The sequence below is a fragment of the Oceanobacillus sp. FSL K6-0127 genome (assembly GCF_037983385.1).
GTDB lineage: Bacteria > Bacillota > Bacilli > Bacillales > Amphibacillaceae > Oceanobacillus > Oceanobacillus profundus.
On sequence record NZ_CP150287.1, the window covers coordinates 922760 to 942709 of the forward strand.

The 19950-nt window shown below is 38.7% G+C and carries 15 protein-coding genes and 1 riboswitch; of the genes, 7 read left to right on the forward strand and 8 right to left on the reverse strand.

The window, feature by feature from the left end; translation table 11 throughout:
* Positions 1-61 precede the first annotated feature (61 nt).
* A complete protein-coding gene (locus MHH64_RS04590; RefSeq protein WP_118889267.1) occupies positions 62-670 on the forward strand; it encodes a DedA family protein in 609 nt (202 codons plus the stop codon).
* A 68-nt stretch (positions 671-738) separates the two neighbouring features.
* On the opposite strand, the gene MHH64_RS04595 is transcribed toward MHH64_RS04590, so the two are convergent.
* Both MHH64_RS04595 and pulA read right to left on the reverse strand, forming a co-directional pair.
* On the reverse strand, positions 739-1737 hold the full coding sequence (locus MHH64_RS04595; protein ID WP_118889266.1) for an LLM class flavin-dependent oxidoreductase: 999 nt from the start codon (positions 1735-1737) through the stop codon (positions 739-741).
* Positions 1738-1971: 234 nt separating this feature from the next.
* A complete protein-coding gene (gene pulA, locus MHH64_RS04600) occupies positions 1972-4116 on the reverse strand; it encodes a type I pullulanase (RefSeq protein ID WP_340002758.1) in 2145 nt (714 codons plus the stop codon).
* Positions 4117-4490: 374 nt separating this feature from the next.
* Between pulA and glgB the strand changes: the two genes are divergently transcribed.
* The 5 genes from glgB (at position 4491) to MHH64_RS04625 (ending at position 12678) form a co-directional block, all read left to right on the forward strand.
* Complete coding sequence (glgB, locus tag MHH64_RS04605) at positions 4491-6404, forward strand: 1,4-alpha-glucan branching protein GlgB (RefSeq protein ID WP_340002759.1); 1914 nt, start codon at positions 4491-4493, stop codon at positions 6402-6404.
* Positions 6404-7558: a glucose-1-phosphate adenylyltransferase gene (locus tag MHH64_RS04610; protein WP_340002760.1), complete on the forward strand. Its 1155-nt coding sequence runs from the start codon at positions 6404-6406 to the stop codon at positions 7556-7558. Before glgB ends, MHH64_RS04610 begins: the two co-directional genes overlap by 1 nt.
* Positions 7555-8661 carry a glucose-1-phosphate adenylyltransferase subunit GlgD gene (gene glgD, locus MHH64_RS04615; protein ID WP_095311961.1) on the forward strand — a complete coding sequence of 369 codons (1107 nt, stop codon included), beginning with the start codon at positions 7555-7557 and terminating at the stop codon, positions 8659-8661. Before MHH64_RS04610 ends, glgD begins: the two co-directional genes overlap by 4 nt.
* A 140-nt stretch (positions 8662-8801) precedes the next feature.
* Positions 8802-10232 carry a glycogen synthase GlgA gene (glgA, locus tag MHH64_RS04620; RefSeq protein ID WP_095311964.1) on the forward strand — a complete coding sequence of 477 codons (1431 nt, stop codon included), beginning with the start codon at positions 8802-8804 and terminating at the stop codon, positions 10230-10232.
* A gap of 13 nt (positions 10233-10245) precedes the next feature.
* Positions 10246-12678, forward strand: coding sequence for a glycogen/starch/alpha-glucan phosphorylase (locus tag MHH64_RS04625; RefSeq protein ID WP_240033768.1), 2433 nt, complete (start codon positions 10246-10248; stop codon positions 12676-12678).
* Positions 12679-12868: 190 nt separating this feature from the next.
* On the opposite strand, the gene MHH64_RS04630 is transcribed toward MHH64_RS04625, so the two are convergent.
* The 6 genes from MHH64_RS04630 to MHH64_RS04655 form a co-directional block, all read right to left on the reverse strand.
* Positions 12869-14083, reverse strand: coding sequence for a CoA transferase (locus tag MHH64_RS04630; protein ID WP_095311968.1), 1215 nt, complete (start codon positions 14081-14083; stop codon positions 12869-12871).
* A gap of 37 nt (positions 14084-14120) precedes the next feature.
* Entirely contained in the window at positions 14121-15263 is a 1143-nt protein-coding gene (locus tag MHH64_RS04635) for an alpha-hydroxy-acid oxidizing protein (protein ID WP_303448264.1), read from the reverse strand.
* A 13-nt stretch (positions 15264-15276) separates the two neighbouring features.
* Entirely contained in the window at positions 15277-16053 is a 777-nt protein-coding gene (locus tag MHH64_RS04640) for an enoyl-CoA hydratase-related protein (RefSeq protein WP_340002761.1), read from the reverse strand.
* A 197-nt stretch (positions 16054-16250) separates the two neighbouring features.
* A complete protein-coding gene (locus MHH64_RS04645) occupies positions 16251-16913 on the reverse strand; it encodes a methionine ABC transporter permease (protein WP_095311974.1) in 663 nt (220 codons plus the stop codon).
* Position 16914: 1 nt separating this feature from the next.
* Complete coding sequence (locus MHH64_RS04650) at positions 16915-17931, reverse strand: ATP-binding cassette domain-containing protein (RefSeq protein ID WP_095311976.1); 1017 nt, start codon at positions 17929-17931, stop codon at positions 16915-16917.
* A gap of 295 nt (positions 17932-18226) precedes the next feature.
* Positions 18227-19048: a MetQ/NlpA family ABC transporter substrate-binding protein gene (locus MHH64_RS04655; protein ID WP_095311978.1), complete on the reverse strand. Its 822-nt coding sequence runs from the start codon at positions 19046-19048 to the stop codon at positions 18227-18229.
* 90 nt (positions 19049-19138) lie between these two features.
* Positions 19139-19249: riboswitch (SAM riboswitch) on the reverse strand.
* A 149-nt stretch (positions 19250-19398) separates the two neighbouring features.
* Here MHH64_RS04655 and MHH64_RS04660 point away from each other — a divergent pair.
* Positions 19399-19908, forward strand: coding sequence for a PPC domain-containing DNA-binding protein (locus MHH64_RS04660; protein ID WP_240033767.1), 510 nt, complete (start codon positions 19399-19401; stop codon positions 19906-19908).
* Positions 19909-19950 lie beyond the last annotated feature (42 nt).

The window sequence follows — 19950 nt, forward strand, 5'->3', positions numbered from 1 at the left end:
CGCTCAGCTAATCTATTAACTAGCTGGCAAGGAGCATATTGATGTATAGGAGAATAAAGTAATGGAAAACTGGATTACAAGTATAATGGAGCAATTTGGCTACATCGGAATTTTTTTATTAATTATGGTAGAGAATCTTTTTCCTCCAATTCCATCTGAGGTAATTTTAACATTTGGCGGATTTATGACGACCCATTCGAATTTAACCATTCTAGGAGTAGTAATTGCAGCTACTATTGGTTCCGTTGTAGGAGCGATTGTTCTTTATGGAGTAGGATTTGTCATTAACGTGGATCGAATTGAAAAAATAGTGGACAGGTGGGGACATATTCTCAGACTTACCCGAGAGGATATTCATAAAGCAAACGCTTGGTTTGAGAAGTATGGTGTATGGACGGTATTCTTCTGCCGCTTTATCCCTTTAATTAGAAGTTTAATTTCTCTGCCTGCAGGAATGGCTCGTATGAACTTTTGGGTGTTTCTAGCATTAACTACGGTAGGGACATTTATTTGGAATGTTGTTCTCGTTAATATTGGTGCTGCAGTTGGCGATTCTTGGGAAACAATTGTTGGTTATATGGATATCTATTCCAATATTGTTTATGCAGTACTCGCAGTTCTATTCATTGTATTGGTTTGGTTATTTATTAAGAAGCGATTTAAAAAATAATTGATTAAAATGTATTTGAAGGTGGGCGATTAGGAGAAATCGCCCACCTTCTGTTTGCAAGCAGCTAATTAAAGCCCAAATGCCTTTGCTAATAATTGAATTGCCTTCTTTCGATTTGCAGCTCCTGGAAGGTTTGGAACAATTGTGACCTCGTCTGCTTGATAAAATTCCGCTAATTTCAAAATTTCTTCTTTGACATGATGGGCATTTCCGACAATCGCTCCTTTCCGTATCTGAGTGATCTTTTGTTTTTCAAAAGAGCTATAACGTCGCTTTTGTGCTGTTTGAACCGAGGGGAAGTAGGGTGGGTTCTTTGCAGTTTCAAGCGATGCCATCCAAAGTTCAAAAGCTCCTGCAAAGCTTTGAGCTTCCTCTTTTGTTTCACCAATAATGGTAAAAACAGCAATAGAAACAGTTGGCTTTTCATGAAAGGGAGAAGGTTTAAAGTTCTTACGATAGGTAGAAATAATCTCCTTACCGACCTCTGAGGGCTTGAAAAAATGGGCATAGGTATAAGCTGTACCTTGTTCTGTGGCGATTTTCGTACTTTTGCCGCCAGATCCGAGCATCCAAATTTCAGGTAAGGTATCGGTAACTGGAGTTGCAACTAATTGGTGAAAACGATGTTCAGGATCAGAATCATCGGTTAAGTATTTTTGTATATCTATTACTTGTTGCTCATAGGTTAGACGTTCATCTTTCTCCTCATTCAAGGCATGGTTTACAAGTCTGCCACCAGAGCTATTGCCAATCCCGAGATCAATTCTCCCTGGATGAACTGCTTCGAGTGTTCGAAATGTTTCTGCGATTTTGTACGGACTATAATGTGGAAGCATCACTCCAGCAGCACCAATTCGAATGTTAGTAGTAGAGGTTGCTAAGTGCATCATAAGCATTTCTGGTACACTGCTAGCGATGGAGAGTGCCTGATGCTGCTCTGGTACTAAGTAACGCTTATAGCCGAGGTTATCTGCAAGTTGTGCGAGCTCTGTTGTATGTTTTAATGCTTCATTTGCATTTGTACCTTCATCAATAAGTGCATAATCGAGTATGTTTAACGGAATCATAGATTGGCCTTCCTTTCTAATTCAAATTTAGAAAGAAGCTGAGACATAACAAAAAATGTTAAAGACGAACGATGCATAAGCTTGGTGTAGGAAATATACGTAGACTCCAGCCGCCTCTGGATGCGCGAAGTATATTTCCAGAGCGAGTTATTTGCACCAATCATGTTCGGTTTTTATTTCATAAAAACACTTTTGTCTCAGCCTCAATGTCTTGGAAAAATAAGCTTGAAAACATTAATTGCCAGGTAATACAACTGCTACTTCATTTGTTGCTCTATTTCGTGTCTTTTGAAAAACAATAATTTCATAAGCATGGATACCTGTAAATTCGCCAATGATGTCTTCCTTTTCAGAAACGCTATTGGATACCGCTCTTTTCCATTTTCCAGAAGAGGGAAGATGGAGGTCGAATTCTTCCTTCGTTGGATTAATATAAATAGAGAAGTCATCCGTATCTCCTAATAAGGTGAAGCCAAAAACAGGGTATGGCGTTTCAAGCACATGGAATCGTTGCTGAATTTCTTTTTGTGAAGTCATTCGAAAAACAGTATATTTTTTTCTTAAAGCTATCAAAGCCTTCACAAATGCAATGTTTTCCTTTTCCTGCTCTCTTTTCTTCCAATCCAGCATATTAATCGAATCACCAGAAAGGTAACTATTTTCGTCCCCTTGTTTACTGCGAAACCATTCTTGACCTGCATGTAGAAATGGAACGCCTTGACTTAATAGTGTAATGCCTGTAGCCAATTGATGCATTTTTTTACGGTCATGATCATGAAGGTCTGGATGTGTTAAACATAAGCGGTCCCATAGTGTATGGTTATCATGGCATTCTACATAGTTAATAGTTTGGTTAACATTTATAGAAGCATGATTGTTTGGATCTAATGCAGCACCGGAGAGCAAATGAGGCATTCTCTCTAAGAAACGCCCAGCACCATTGATATAGCCAGTATCTTGCTGTTCGAATAAGTTTCCTTTCATTGAATCTCGGAAATAATCATTGAAAAAACGAATCTCGCTTAATTGGCTTGCATTATAACTTGTTGCTTTTAAGCTGCTATCAAGTGCGGTTGGCAAATCCCATCCTTCACCGAGTAGCATAATTGGAGCTTCATCTTTCTGACATCGTTTTTCAATTTGTTGCATTGTCTCTATATCCATTGCTCCCATTAGATCAAAGCGAAAGCCGTCCACGTGATATTCTGAAAGCATGAAATCAATTGTATCCAAGATAAACTTACGTACCATTCTTCTTTCCGAGGCGATATCATTTCCCACTCCAGTTCCATTACTTAAGGTTCCGTCTGGATGATAGCGGAAGTAGTAGCCAGGAACAAGCTGTTCAAATGGCGACTCTTCCATGACAAAAACATGGTTAAATACGACATCTAGAATAACAGCGATTCCTTCCTTGTGGAATGCTTGAATCATTGCTTTTAGTTCATTAATTCGTGCGATTGGTCTGTCAGGCAATACGGAATAACTTCCCTCAGGCGTTTGGAAAAACAGGGGGTCATATCCCCAATTATATGCATCATTTGGATGAAACTCATCAACACGTGCGAAATCATTAATGGGTAATAGCTGTACATGCGTACAACCTAACTCTTTTAGATAGGATAGCCCCGTAGAAAATCCATTTTTCGTAGTTGTTCCTGTTTCGGCTAAGCCTAAAAATTTTCCTCGATTTTGAACACCACTTTCTTGATCGATGGTTGCATCTCTAACATGTAGCTCATAAATAATCGCATCTTGTAACTGTTGGATAAATGGGCGCTTTTGATTTATACTGAATTGTTCTGTTCTTGTAAAGTCGACGACAACTGCTTTTTGACTATTGGCAAGCAATGCTTTGGCATATGGATCATTGACTCGCTTATTACTCCCATTTACAGTTACTTCATATTCGTATGATTGACCATGCCAGTTACCTTTTAGTTCCAGCTTCCAAACCCCTTTTTCAAGCTTGTTTAATAGATAGCTGTTTTCATTTAAAATGACTTTGACTGAAGTAGCGGTAGGAGCCCAGACAGAAAATATAGTGGCGTTTGGACTGCAAATTGCTCCTAATGATTGATCAATGGCAGCATAACGCTTGTCAAACCAGTCTGTTCGTACAATCCCTCGGGGATAGACAGGTATCTCTGTGTCACCACAATGAAGAAATAGGTCCTCACCAAGGGGAATTTCCTCAGCAACCTCTAATTCTACAGTAGTATCATTAATATTTTTGATTTGCTTTATTGGTAAAACTTTATTTTCCGCCTTCCAAAACAAGTAAGGCAACTTGTTGTCGGTATTAATTAATGATTGTATATGATGATCGCTGTAAGTCAGCGTTCGAATGTTATCAATCCAAGCAACTTGTTTTTCCACAAAAAGCATCTCCTCTTCCAATGCATTTCACTTCTTTTAGTATATGTTATATCCACTTTTTCGGGAATTTCTCGCTTGTCAATAAAATAATATAAATATTTAATATGAATAAACCGATTGCTCCAGCTTTTGCACTGTAATTCTAAAGAATTCTTTACTAACTTTACCACAATTATACATAAACATACGTAGGCAGACATATTCAAGATACTTCGACAGGATGTGACATTTTTATTAGGAAAGTGTCGAAGGAATTTTCTGATAACTATCTTGAAATATCATAGGATTGTATCTATAATGATGATTATTGTTAGAAAAAACTGGTTTATCATGAGACATGTGAATACCAAGTTGCCTAAGAAGGAGGCCCTTTTTTGAACTACAATATTTCAGAACAGGATATCTATTTATTCCACCAAGGAACCAACTATGAAAGTTACAAAATGATGGGCTGCCATTTCATCGAATGGGAAGGAGTAAAGGGATACCGTTTTGCCGTATGGGCACCAAATGCGAAACAAATTAATATCGTTGGTGACTTTAATCAATGGGATGGAAAAAGCCATCCATTGGAGCGACTGACGGAGCAAGGGGTTTGGGCGGGCTTTTTTACGGACGTTACAGGCAGCTTACCTTATAAATATGAAATTATTACTCCAGAAAATCAAATCTTGTTAAAATCAGATCCCTATGCATTTCAATCAGAGCTTCGACCAAATACAGCTTCATTAACTCCAAAAAAAGATTCTACGTATACATGGAATGATCATGCTTGGAAGCAAAGTAAGAAATCCTTTGATGCTTATTCATCACCTATTTCGATATATGAAGTTCATCTTGGTTCGTGGAAAAAGCAAGATTCTGGTGAGTTTTATACGTACATAGAGCTAGCGGAGGAATTGATTCCCTACGTGAAGTCGATGGGCTATACCCATATTGAATTATTACCACTTGCAGAGCATCCATTCGATTTGTCTTGGGGCTATCAAATTACAGGCTATTATGCGGTTACTTCACGTTATGGACCCCGTCATGAATTTAAACACTTCGTGGATCAATGTCATCAAAATCAGATTGGCGTAATTATGGATTGGGTTCCGGGGCATTTCTGTAAGGATGATTTTGCTTTACGGCGGTTTGATGGAGAACCGTTATACGAGTACGCGGATCCATTGAAGGCTGATAAAAGAACCTGGGGAACATTAGCATTCGACTTTGGAAGGCCGGAGGTTCAAAGTTTTCTCGTTTCCAATGCATTATTTTGGTTACAGGAATATCATATTGATGGTATTCGTGTTGATGCTGTTGCAAGTATGCTGTATTTAAATTTTGACCGACAGGATGGAGAGGAAAGAATAAAAAATTCGTATGGAGGAGAAGAGAACTTAGAAGCTTATGCCTTTATTCGTAAACTGAATGAAGTTATTTTTTCCTATGAGCCACAAACACTCATGATGGCTGAAGACAGTTCGGACTTGCCTCTCGTTACATCCCCAACCTATTCAGGTGGGCTCGGTTTTAACTTTAAGTGGAATATGGGTTGGATGAATGACATGCTGACTTTTATGAAAAAGGTTCCGATTCATCGGAAATGGCATCATAACTTGCTTACCTTTTCTTTTATGTACACACATTCGGAGAACTTCCTATTACCTCTTTCACACGATGAGGTTGTGCATGGGAAGAAATCATTATTGGATAAAATGCCAGGAGATATGTGGCAGCAATTTGCAAACTTGAGGCTGTTATATGGTTATATGATGACCCATCCAGGAAAGAAACTTCTCTTTATGGGAGGAGAGTTAGCCCAATATGCGGAATGGAAGGACAAAGAAGAACTAGACTGGCATTTATTAGATTATCCATTCCATCAAGGGATTTTCCAATATGTAAAAGCATTAAACCTGTTTTATACAAGCAACCCTGAGCTTTATGATCTGGATCATGATCCAGCTGGATTTGAATGGATTGATCCACATAACATAGATCAAAGCATTATTGCTTTTAGACGCAGGGGGAAGAAACAAGATCAAGAACTAATTATCGTTTGCAATTTTACGCCTGAAATTCGCTATGACTATAAAATTGGTGTTCCAATTCCAGGAACCTATCAGGAAGTGTTTAATTCTGATCAAGAGAAGTTTGGCGGTTCTAATCAGCTAAATAGTAATAATCATTTTAGTTTCCAAGAAAAGTGGCATGGATTACCACAGCATATTAAGATAAAAATTCCGCCATTAGCTATCGCAATATTCAAATATAAAAAAGATGTCGAGGAGGCGTTGTAATGAAGGAATGTGTTGGTATGTTATTAGCTGGAGGGGAAGGAAAACGTTTAGGGGAATTAACGCATCATCTTGCTAAACCTGCTGTCCCTTTTGGTGGGAAATATCGAATCATTGATTTCACCTTAAGTAATTGTACCAATTCAGGCATTTCAACCTTAGGCGTGCTAACACAGTATTCGCCACTCGAGCTGAATAAGCATATTGGGAATGGGAAACCGTGGGATATGGATAAACAAAGTGGCGTAACCGTGCTTTCTCCATATACAGCGAAAACAGGTGGTGACTGGTATTCAGGAACTGCGGATGCAATCTATCAAAATATGCATTTTATTAATCAATTTAATCCGGAGTATGTACTTGTTATATCCGGTGATCATATTTATCAAATGGATTACCAGAAAATGCTTGAACAGCATAAGGAAACAAATGCAGATGCGACCATTTCTGTTATTGAGGTTCCATGGGACGATGCATCACGTTTTGGGATTTTAAATGCATCGGATAATCTAAGGATTTTTGAATTTGAAGAAAAGCCAAAGAATCCACAGAGTAATCTAGCGTCGATGGGGATTTATATATTTACTTGGAATAAATTGAAGGCCTACTTACTTGAGGATGCACAAAATAAAGCATCCAGCCATGACTTTGGCAAGGATATTATTCCTGCTATGCTTGATGATACGCAGCGCCTATTTGCATATCGATTCCATGGCTACTGGAAGGATGTAGGAACAATACAAAGCTATTGGGAAGCAAATATGGACCTGCTTGATGAAAATCTTGGCCTTATTTCCAATCATAAAGCGTGGAGAATTTACACCCATGATTCGAATTTGCCTCCACAATATATAAGCCAAACGACAACTGTAAACAATTCGCTCATTAATTCTGGTTGCTTTATACATGGGACTATTGAAAACTCCATTTTGTTTGAAAATGTACGAGTGGAGCAAACGAGCACTGTCCGTCAATCGATTATCCATCCGGGAGTGAGAATTGGTGAAAATTGCAGGTTGAATCGTGTCATTATTATGGAAAATACGGTAATTCCAGCAGGAACAACAATTGAAATAGATGAATTTCAAGAACCATTTGTTATTAACCAGGAAACTTTAGGTGGCATGCTGACACCAGCCGGGGGAGAAAGTAAATGAAAAAAATGATGGGACTAATCAATTTAGACCATGAATACCATGTGTTTAATGAGCTGACATATTTTCGCAATAGTGCATCGATTCCTTTCGGTGGGCGCTATCGAATGATTGATTTTACATTATCCAATATGGTGAATTCGAATATTAATGAGGTTGCAATTTTTGCTCGCAACAAATACCGCTCTTTATTAGACCATTTAGGAACTGGGGAAAATTGGGATTTAGATCGAAGGAACGGAGGATTGTTTATTCTTCCGCCAGATTGGAATGATCCTTCCGATAGATCACAAGGCGATTTGCGTTTTTTTCATAATAACCGTGATTATTTCCATCGAAGCCAATCTGAATATGTATTAATCAGCGGCAGTCAATTTGTATCAAATTCCGACTATAAAGATGCATTTACGTACCATTTGGAACAAGAGGCAGATATAACATTAATTTCGACAAATGTCAAAGAACTATTTCCTGAGCACTACCCTTATTTCCGCATTGAAGCAGATGAAAATGGGTGGGTAACCGAGATTACAAACGATCAAACAAATGCAGAGTTATTTACAGGCGTCTATATTATAAACAAGAATCTATTAATGAGATTAGTAGATGAATGTATTGCTTATCATAAAGATAACTTTTTTATATGCGGTGTTAAGGATAAGCTTGCTGACTTAAAGGTACAACGATTTGAACACACAGGGTACAGTGCATTTATTAATTCAATTGAAAGTTATTTCAGGCAAAATATGAACTTACTAGATGCGGATAGTTATCATGATTTATTTTTAAGCAACCATTTCATTCGAACAAAAATATCCAGCAATCCACCAGTAAAATATCGTAAAGGCTCGGAGGTAAAACATTCCTTGTTAGCCAACGGATGTGTAGTTGATGGAAGAGTGGAGGAAAGTATTCTATTTCGTGACGTTTCCATTCAGACAGGAGCTACTGTGAAAAACTCCATTATTATGCAACGCTGCACCATTGAAGAAGGTGTTCATCTGGAGAATGTCATTCTTGATAAGGATGTCCATGTAACCAAAGGCCAGAAAATAATCGGCTCAAAAGAAAAGCCATATGTAGTTGCCAAAAGACAGGTTATTTAATAGACAAAAGCGGAAGCGCCGCTAGTGACGATATCTACAGGACAATTCATATGCCCTGCAGATATCGGATTTATTGTTGTAGGAGAGAGGGCAATTTTTTCGTAATGAATTTTTTAAAAATAAAAGGAAGGTGAGAAGACATGAGCAATATGTTATTTGTTGCATCTGAATGCACCCCATTTATTAAAACAGGTGGGTTAGCGGATGTAGTAGGATCACTTCCACAAGCACTGCAGAAAGAGGAAAAGCTGGAAGTCCGCGTAATATTACCATTGTACGATGAAATCGATGATGTATGGAAAAATCAAATGGAATATCTCACGGCCTTTGACGTGCAATTAGGCTGGCGGAAACAAGAAGCACAATTATTTATGCTCGTACATGATCAAATTACGTACTATTTTATTGCTAATGACTATTATTTTACGAGGAAAGGGATTTACGGCTATTACGATGATGGGGAACGTTTTGTGTTCTTCAGTCATGCTGTTATGGAATCATTAAGGCATCTTGATTATCGTCCCCAAGTGCTTCATGCGCATGATTGGCAAGCTGGAATAACGGTGGCACTTGCGAACATTATGAAGCCGATTGAAGAGATGAAGACAATCTTTACGATTCACAATCTCAAATATCAAGGTGTTATGCCACTACATATATTTGATGATTTCTTCAATCTTGGGAAAGAACATATTGCTGGGATGGAATGGGATGGAATGTTCAATTGTCTTAAAAGTGCCTTATTCCATGCGGATAAAATTACGACTGTGAGTCCAACCTATGCAGAGGAAATTAAGAACCCTTATTATGGTGAAGGGATACACGGTATGCTGCAAGAGAGGTCAGATGACCTTCTTGGTGTACTCAATGGAATTGATACAAAGGAATATAATCCATCATCTGATCCAAATCTATTTGTAAATTATCGAACAGCACGATTGAAGAAAAGACAAAATCGAATCAAACTCCATGAAGAAATCAACCTTCCTTATAAAGAAGGAACCCCATTGTATATTATTATAACGAGACTAGTAGAACAGAAGGGTCTTTATCTTGTCCAGCATATTTTAGATGAATTTCTTGAGGAAGATGTTCAGTTTATCATACTAGGAACTGGAGACCCTGAATTTGAAAACTACTTTGCGGATTTAGCGAGTCGTTACCCGGATAAAGCACAAGCGATTCTATCGTTTGATGAAGGGCTTGCTCGAAGGCTTTATGCAAGCGCGGATTTCTTTTTGATGCCATCCAAATTTGAACCGTGTGGGTTATCTCAGTTGATTGCTTTGCAGTATAAGACGGTTCCGGTTGTTCGAGAGACTGGCGGATTAAAAGACACAGTCATATCTTATAATGAGTTGACGGGCGAGGGAAACGGTTTTAGCTTTGCGAATTATAATGCACACGACCTATTAAATGTTTTACGTTACACAATAAAAATATATGCAAATACAACTGAATGGCAGAGCCTATTGAAAAACGTAAATAAAAGTCAATTCAGCTGGAAGAATTCAGCACAGCAATATGCTGAAATTTACACAAAACTTATACCGGAATCAATTATCGGATAGGGGGAATTTTTCCTTGGCACACGTAACGGTAGATACATTGAAACAGGAGATTTTAAGAAGGCTTATTTCCGATAAAGGAAGAGAAGTGAAGGAAGCGACATCCAAGGACATCTATTATGTGCTTGCATCGATTGCCAATGAAGAGATAAAACAGCAGTGGTTTCAAACTCGCAAAAGCTATCGGGATGGCAAGCATAAAGAAGTCTATTATTTATCGATGGAATTTTTAATCGGCAGAATGCTTGCAAGTAATCTTTTAAATTGTGGCATGCTCGATACAGCGAAGGAAGCTTTGCAAGAGCTTGGTCTTGATCCAGAAGATGTTTTTGCTGAAGAGCATGATGCTGCGTTAGGAAATGGTGGTTTAGGACGTCTTGCAGCATGCTTCTTAGATTCCTTGGCATCGTTAAAATTTCCTGGTCATGGATACGGGATTCGCTATCGTTATGGGTTATTTGAGCAGCGTATTATCCACGGCAACCAGGTTGAATTGCCGGATTACTGGCTGAAAAATCCATATCCGTGGGAAACGAGAAATGAGGAAGAAGCAGTCGTTATTCAATTCCATGGTGATGTACATATGTTTAAGAAAAATGATGGCTCACTTGAATTTGAATACCGGAATACAGATAAGGTAATGGCAGTTCCGTATGATATTCCGATTGTCGGTTATAAGAACGATACAGTAAATACGTTACGTTTGTGGAGTGCTGAAGTAATTCATCAAAATAATGGGGATGGCTTGCTGGAAGAAAATAAGGAATATTATCATGACCTTGATCATCAGCATTCCATTGAACAAATATCAGGATTTTTATATCCTGATGATTCTAGTTATGAGGGAAAAGAGCTGCGTTTAAAGCAACAATATTTTTTAGTGTCTTCAAGTATTCAGAATATCTTAAAGCATTTTAAACGAAATCATCACTTACCACTTAGTCGTTTGGCAGAAAAAGTAGTTATTCAAATTAATGATACACATCCAAGTTTGGCCATTCCAGAATTGATGCGGATTCTAATGGATGATGAAGGCTTTAGTTGGGATAATGCTTGGGCAGTAACGACGAAAGTAATTGCTTATACGAATCATACTACATTGAGTGAGGCTTTAGAGACGTGGACGGAGGAGATGATACAAAATCTTTTACCGAGAATTTATATGATTATTGATGAAATCAACGAAAGGTTTTGTAAAGGCATCTGGTTTGATCATGAGGAGTTAAGGGATTCCATACCCGATTTAGCGATAATTGCACATGGTCGCGTCCATATGGCAAGACTGGCAATTGTTGGAAGCTTTAGTGTCAATGGAGTAGCACGAATTCATACAGAAATCCTGAAGAAAAAAGAAATGAAAAACTTTTACACCTTGTATCCAGAGAAATTTAATAATAAGACAAATGGAATTACCCATCGTCGTTGGTTATTGCAGGCGAACCCAAAGCTTGCTAGTTTGATAACAGACATAATTGGACCGCAGTGGGTGAAGCGGCCAAAGCAGCTGATTAGTTTGTTAAAGTACTCGAATGATAATGCTTTGTTGGAGAAATTCGACCATGTAAAGCACGAGAATAAAAAAGTGTTAGCGAATTATATTCATCAGCATTTAGGAATCACGGTGGATGAGCGATCGATCTTCGATGTGCAAATCAAACGGCTGCATGAATATAAGCGTCAGCTGTTAAATATTTTTCATGTGATTTATTTATATAACGAGCTGAAGGATAATCCGAACCAGAATATTACACCACGAACATTTATTTTTGGGGCTAAAGCAGCTCCAAGCTATCATTTAGCGAAGGAAGTTATTAAATTAATTAATACGGTAGCTTCTATTGTAAATTATGATCCGGATGTAAGGGATCGATTAAAGGTCATTTTCCTGGAGAACTATAATGTGAGCCTTGCAGAAAAGATTATTCCGGCTGCTGACATTAGTGAACAGATTTCAACCGCGAGTAAAGAAGCATCTGGAACGGGCAACATGAAGATGATGATGAATGGGGCTCTGACATTAGGTACAATGGACGGAGCGAACATTGAAATTCATGATTTAGTCGGTGATCAGAATATGTTTATTTTTGGACTGACAGCGGATGAAGTGTTGGATTATTATCAGCACGGTGGCTATCATGCTCGAGATCTATATAATACAGATGATCGAATCAAGCGAATTTTAGATCAGTTGAATCAAGGGGAGTTCGGTGTGCATAATATCGAATTTAAGGATATTTATTACAATATTCTATACCACAATGATCCGTATTTTGTACTTAAGGATTTTGAACCGTACTTGGAGGCACATGAGCTTATTGAACGGGCTTACCGGAATCGAAATACGTGGTTGAATATGAGTGTTACAAATATAGCTTACTCGGGAAAATTCTCAAGTGATCAGACGATTCAGGAGTATGCAACGGAGATATGGAAAATTAAAAAGGTATAGTAAAACCGGGCTGAGTTGCCCGGTTTCTCTATTGACGTGACTTTACATTGCTCACTTACGAACTTGTATCCGATTTAAGTTGAAATCTGGAAGTCCAATCTAGAGAGAATACGATCCGATTTGGGAAAAATACGGTCCAATTCAGGAAGAATACAAGCTAAAATACGATCTAATTATTGAAATTTACGATCTAAGCCTCTACTTTGCTTGGTCTGTTATTCAGAACAGCATCATCAGTCAATTGCTCAACAGCTTCAGGTGTATATCCAAGCTCTGTTAAAACTTCTTTATTATGCTGTCCAAGGAGTGGGGCAGGCTTCACAAGTTGTCCAGGTGTTTCGGAAAATTTAGCTGGGAATCCAAGCGTTTTCATGGAACCGACAACCGGATGTTCATAATCCAAAATCATGTCACGTGACTTAATCTGTTCGTTATTTAATGTTTGATCATAGGATAAGATTGGGCCAGATGGAATTCCATGCGTATCTAATAGATCGAGCCAGTAGTCACTGGATTCAGTTGTTAGAACTTGTTCCATTACCGCTTCAAGTTCTGCTGCATTTTCTGCCCGTATACTGTTTGTTAAAAAACGTTGTTCTTCTATCCATTCCGGTTTTTTCAAAACATGACGACATAAATTTTCCCATAACTTTTGGTTTCCTGCTCCGATTAGAATAAAGCCATCTTTCGTCTTAAAGCCTTGATAAGGTGCAGATACACGGTGTGCAGTGCCGTTCCGGCGTGCAACCTCACCTTTACCAAAGTAAGCAGCAGCTTCCCAAACCGTCCAGGCTAGTCCAGAGTCGACGAGTGAAATGTCGATATACTGGCCTTTTCCCCCTTTTAGTCGGTGGATATAGGCAGTAAGTATCGATTGAATAGCTGTTTCTGCTGCAGCAATATCATGAATGGCGATCCCAACTTTAGCAGGGTTTCCTGACCTTTCGCCGGTCATATCGATTAAACCAGAAAGGCCTTGCGCCATAATATCAAATCCGCCCTTATTGCTGTATGGTCCGGTTTGTCCATAACCAGAGATGGAGCAATAGATAAGATTTGGGTTAATTTCTTTTAACGTGTCATAATCAATGCCTAGCTTCTTTGTTACACCTGGACGATAGTTTTCTACAAAGACATCCGCGTCTTTGATAAGATCATATAAAACTTGTAAACCTGCTTCATTTTTCAAGTTGACACACATGCCTCTTTTATTCCGGTTGACCATCATATACATATAGCTTTCTTCATTGATATATGGTCCCATTGTGCGTGTATCATCGCCAATTGGATATTTCTCTACTTTAATGACATCGGCACCCATGTCACCTAATACCATCGTACAGTAGGGTCCTGCTAAAACCTGAGATAGATCAACCACTTTCATGCCTTTTAATGCTTGTTCCATTGGATGCCCACTCCTTAAGATTGTTATGCTATCGTTGCTAGTTTTTTACAACATGTATATGACGAGCTTGCTTCACATTAGCTGCTCCAGAAAGTGCGAGTGAAACTTTTGTCTCTTGAATGAAGTTTTCGAGTACTTTTTCGACACCGGTTTGTCCAGCGATTGCTAGCCCATATACGTAAGGTCTTCCATATAATACCGCATCAGCACCTAGTGCGAGAGCTTTGACAACATCTGCTCCGCGACGAATTCCACTATCAAGTAAAACAGGGAGTTCTCCACTTACTTCTTTTGCAACCGCTGGAAGTGCATCAATACTAGAAATAACTCCATCCAGCTGACGGCCACCATGATTGGAAACAATAATGCCGTCGACACCACTTTCGATTGCAAGTCTTGCATCAGATGGGTGTAAGATACCCTTCAATAAAATTGGTAGGGATGTACGCTTTTTCAGCTCAGCTACATGTTTCCAATTGAGTGTAGGATGATAAATATTTTGCAATATCTCTTGAATCACAGAGTCGTGATCATCATGTGCCAGAGTAGATAAGAAGACGTTATCCGTAATGTAATTTGCCTTTCCATAACCTTCTCTTAGAGGAGAGAAACGATTTCGCATATCTTCTTCCCGCCAGCCAAACATAAATGTATCAATCGTCAAAACAATTGCTTCATAACCAGCTTCTTCCGCTCGTTTTACCATACTGTACGAAATATTTTCGTTATTGGACCAATAGAGCTGGAACCATTTTGGACTTTTGGCAGATGCAGCAGCTACTTCCTCAATGGAGTAGCTGGACACCGTACTTTGAATATATGGCACATGGTATTTTGCAGCTGCCTTTGCTACTGCGATCTCTGCATCCTCATGTGTTATTTTTAACATTCCGACAGGTGCAAGCAGAAATGGATGTGCGTAAGTACGGCCAAATAGTTCAATGCTCGTATCAGCGACAGACACATCGTTTAAATATTTAGGAACAATTGAATACTTTTCAAAGCTAGCGATGTTTTTTCTTAATGTTTCTTCACCACCAGCACCAGATCGGGTGTAACCAAATGCAGCTGTATCGATTTTACCTTTAGCCGCTGCTTCTAATTCCTCTGCGCTAAAAGGGAATACTTCGGATGAAACGATGCTTTCGATAAATGAGTCATTTTTCTGTACGGTTGTCATTCGTGTCACACCTTTATAAGAAGTTTGGTTTTCGTTTCTCTAAGAAAGCTTGTATGCCTTCCACATAATCATCCGAGCTGTAGGATTCCAGAATGAGATTTGAAATAGCATCGGTTTCTGTATTATCTCCATCTATAATAGCTTGAATGACTTGTTTAATACCTGCGTTTGCTACTGGGGATTTCTTAAGGATTTGTTTAGCGAAATTAGAAACGTCTTCCTCAATTTCCTCAGGAGCACATACATAGTCAATTAAGCCAATTTCCTTACCTTCTTCTGCGGTGATCAGCTTTGCTGTATAAAGCAATTCTTTTGTTTTAGAAGGACCAATTAAATTAAATAGTCGTTTTGTACTTGTCAGATTATACACAATACCGATGTTTGCAGAAGTAATCCCGAGCTTACTCCCTGACGTTGCAAATCGGAAATCACATGCATTAGCAAGCTCCAGACCTCCGCCGATAGCCAGCGTTTGAATCATGGCAATTGTTGGTCTTGGAAATCGATATAGCTTTTCAATTGCCCCTAGTGCAAAGTCATTATACGCTTTTGCCTTTTCTGCATGTAAACGAACTTCTAGAAATTCTGTAATATCTGCGCCTGCAGAGAAAGCTGTTTCATCAACACCACGGACAATGAGGAGATTTATGGCGTTATCTTGTTTGAGTTCATCTAGTAATACTTCTAATTTTTGGAACATAGCGAGTGAAAAACAGTTCTTCTTTTCAGGGCGATTAATAGTAATCGTTGCAATCGCACCATGTTTTTCAATATAAAGATCATTTGACATGCAAAAAACCTCCAAGTAGTGTGTGTTCAAAAAGGAGGATGAGAAGGTCCGAAATCGGCTAAGGTCGCAATGTACTGGGGCTGTGATTACTAGCCCATCGAAAAGCTTTGCTGCGACACCGACATTAGGACGTCCTGTGCGTCGAAGTTCCTTGTTCTCGATGCATCATTCTCACCGGACCTTTTGAACCTGCTATACTAATCTTTTTTCAAACGTGCTGCGAGTCTATTACCAAGCGATTGAATTCCTTGAACGAGAATAATAAGAATAAAGACAGTCGCATACATAACATCAACTTCATATCGTAAATGGCCGAATCGATATGCCAGATCCCCAAGTCCACCTGCACCAACAAGACCAGCCATTGCAGTAGCCCCGATTAGGCTGACGGTTGCAATTGTTAATCCTAAAATAATGGAAGGGCGTGCTTCACGGAGCATCACATTCCAAATAATTTGCCTTGTTTTAATACCCATCGCTTTGTATGCTTCGATTATACCGTTATCTACTTCCAACAAGGATGTTTCTAATAACCTTGCTATATATGGTGCTGTGTAGATAACAAGCGGAACAATTACCCCTTGTACACCAATCGTTGTTCCTACTAGGAATTTTGTGAATGGTAAAATAAAGAACAATAGAATAATAAATGGGATCGAACGAACAACATTTATGAATAAGTTGAGCAGCTGATAGATAAATCTATTTGCTAATGCTTGACCAGGGCGTGTAAGGACTACGAGAATTCCTAATGGAACTCCAATTAATATTGCAAAAAACAATGAAATAATGACCATCTGGAAAGTCTCAATGACAGACTGCCCGATAATTGGCAGCCATTCTTGGATGAATGCTTCCATGTTATTCTCCCTCCACTTCTTCTGTTGCGACACCTTGTTCGTTTAGGAATTGCAAGGATGCATTGATTTGTTCTGGTTCACCAACAAGGTGAATGACTAAGTTTCCAACGATGCCATTCTTTAGTTCCATAATGTTTGCCGTTAGAATATTTGGTTCCACATTAAATTTTTGACTTACCTGTGAAAGTAGAGGCTGTCCTGTGTTTTCACCGATAAATGTAAGTCTTGTAACAGTGCCATTCAGCTTCAATTGAGAAATAAGTGATGCTGATAATTTACGTTGGGAAATGGTATCTAAGAATTTCTTCGTCGTATGCTTACGTGGGTTGGTGAACAGTTCTATGCTTGAGCTCTGTTCGATGACTTCACCTTTTTCAAGCACGTACACATAATCGCATATTTTTTGGATTACATTCATTTCATGGGTAATAAGTAAAATCGTTATTCCGAGATCTTCATTAATTTTTAGAAGCAAGTCGAGAATCGAGTTTGTTGTTTCTGGGTCAAGAGCGCTTGTTGCTTCATCACTGAGAAGTATTTCTGGTTCTTGTGATAATGCTCTAGCAATAGCGACCCGTTGCTTTTGCCCACCAGATAGTTGAGAAGGATAGCTGTTTTGCTTTTCTGCTAAATCAACAATCTTCAAGTATTTTTCAACACGCTTCTTCACTTCCTGTTTATCATAGCCAAGAAGTTTTAATGGAGTTGCGATATTGTCATAAACTGTTGCAGTTTTTAATAGATTGAAGTGCTGAAAAATCATTCCAACCTTCTGCCGCGTCTTTCGCAGTTTTTCTGGTGGCAGGGAGGTCAATTCGGTTCCGTTGATTGAGACACTTCCGTTCGTAGGCTTTTCAAGTAAATTGACAAGCCTAATTAATGTACTTTTCCCCGCACCACTATAACCAATTACGCCGTGGATTTCTCCTTTTTTAACATGAAGGTTAACATTATTTACAGCTGTTACGTCCCCATTTTTAGATGGGAAAACTTTCGTGATGTTTTCTAATTTGATCATCTAACCTACATTCCTTTCGAAAAAGAATGCTGCTCCAGTAGTCGCAACATTCTTTTGTTAAAATACTGAAGTATAAAATTTGGCTGAATTATTTCTACGCCTAACATCGGCATACGCCTAAAGGGGCATGTTTCCTTTTAGATGAACTTGACTTCCGCCCATAGAAGAGAAAGTCATAGATCATCTTATACTTTGGAGTGAATCTCCTCCGTAAGAATGTTCGACAGGCAGAACCATCCCAAAGTTCGGGGCACAGTCGGTATGTCGATAACCGGGCGCTTCCGCTTTTATTTACTTATTCATCCCAGCTTGGAATTACAGAGCCTTGAAATTCTTCTTCAATAAATGCTTTCACTTCATCAGATTGGTATGCTTCAACGAATTTTTTAACGACTGGGTCATTTTCATTTTCAGCACGTACAACGATATAGTTTATATATGGAGAATTGGTGGATTCTAATAGAATTGAATCTTCTTTTGGACTAATACCTGCTCCTAAAGCGAAATTCGTATTAATTGCAGCTGCATCGACTTCGCTAAGTTGATTTGGAATTTGTGCTGCATCTAATTCAATGAATTCCAGGTTTTTCGGATTATCTACAACATCATGAATGGAAGCTGTCTCTTTCTTGTCTTCTTCCAACGTAATAATCCCGGCTTCTTCCAAAATAAATAGTGCGCGACCACCGTTTGTTGGGTCATTTGGAAGGCCAAATGTTGCACCATTCGGAATATCATCGATGCTCTCATATGTTTCAGAGTAAACACCCATTGGGTTTAAAATAGTTTTACCAACCGGCACTAAACTTGTCCCATGATCCTCATTAAATTGATCTAAGAATGGCTCATGCTGATAACTGTTCACATCTAAGTCGCCTTCAGATAATGCGGTATTCGGTAGGACATAGTCAGAGAATACTTTTAGTTCCACCTCAAGTCCGTTTTCAGCAGCAACATCAGCAGCAGCTTCTACAATTTGTTCATGCGGACCAGCAGTAACACCAACCACTATTTTATCCTCATTTAGTGCGTCGGTGCTGCCAGAGGCGTCATTACCACAAGCAGCTAGTACTCCAGCTAATAAAATAATTGATAACACAATTCCAAATTTTTTCATTTTGTTACCCCCTGTAATATAGTAAACTTGCTGATAATTAAATAGCCTCTCTTTAAAAGAAAGAGAGGCTTGTATATATACAGAGGTCCTCTCTCATCTTTCAAAACGTTATGTTTTGCAGGATTTAGCACCTTTCTATGCTGTAACATAAAAGGTTGCCGAGCTTCATCGGGCCAGTCCCTCAGCTACTCTTGATAAGAGATGTAGTCTATTCAATTCTATTTATTTAAATTAACGTATAATTCTAATTCAGTCAATACTTATTTTATTTATTCTTGCATTTCTTTTGGGACTCCCCTTATTATTGAGATAATTAGAATTTTCAGTTTCGTGAGTGGGAGAGATGAATTGTGTCATTGTGTCGTGCACATTTTGCAAAAGGGAAAGCAGGAACAGTTCTTGCGGCTAGGTTATTAGCAGAAACGGATCTTCTAACCGGAATTGAGCGGCTATGTCAAGAAAATGATATTGAATCGGCTGTAATCAGCAGCTGTTTTGGCAGCTTTAAGAAAGCCGGTTATTTATATTTAATAGCAAATAGTGAATCAAAAGTTGGTGCTGGCTATGGAGATTTGCAGGTAAGACAAGGACCAATTGAGTTTTTACAAGGGACTGGGGTTGTATGTCAGCGTGATGGTGACTATGATATTCACTTTCACGGTACGATGTGTGATCAAGAAGGAAATGTTTTCGGCGGTCATCTTGTAAAAGGGGAAAACCCCGTTATTACAGTAGACCTTGTACTTACGGCTATTGAAGGGATGAGCTTCAATCGAAAGTACGATGAAGAGACAGGCGGGAATCAGTTTTATCCTGTAGAGCATGGAAAGAACGTGACGTATAACCTATCGAAAAATTGAAGCTGGGACATACAAAAGTGTTTAATGTTAAAGACGAACGAT